Source organism: Vibrio sp. 970, assembly GCF_033339075.1.
In genome coordinates this window covers 1-510 of the sequence record NZ_JAWOTW010000859.1, presented here as the reverse complement: position 1 = coordinate 510, position 510 = coordinate 1, and the positions used below count along the sequence as shown (strand labels likewise).

At 46.9% G+C, this 510-nt stretch carries 1 protein-coding gene; it reads right to left on the bottom strand.

All coding sequences use genetic code 11. From position 1 onward, the window contains the following. The coding region (locus tag R7Q11_RS29585; protein ID WP_225467392.1) for an HDOD domain-containing protein at nucleotides 1-510 on the bottom strand (510 nt) is incomplete at both ends.

Below are 510 nucleotides of genomic sequence, written 5' to 3'. Positions count from 1 at the left end.
CTTCTGGACGAGCGGTAACAAACTTTTCGTTTGAAGAGACTTCTCGAAAATCGTTGTCGAAACCCCAGCGTTCTAGCACCAACTTACTGGTTGCAGAGCAGCGAGTTTGGAAGATTTGCAATGCGATATCAGGGTCGAGGTAATTGCCACTATCCAGATACAGGTGATATTCGTTAATGAGGCAGAACAAGCCAATATCGGCCAATAAGCCAACTAGAAGTGCCTTTTCCAGCTCCAGATGTGTGTAAACAGAAGGCTCGTGTTTGTGGAATTCTTGTACGACCAGCACCATCGTGGCGCCAAGCTCTCGAGAGACGGCCGCGCTTTTTACCAGTATATCATTACACTCTTTACTCAGATTGACCGCGTGTTTCAATTGCTCGATAGCTTGTGCGGTCACGATGTCTCGGACGCGGAAGATGCCTAAACGAGAGACGGCGGTAGTTAAATCACTGCAAGTAATGTTTCTTCGGTTAAAAATCACCGAGTTAGCTACGCGAATCACAATAG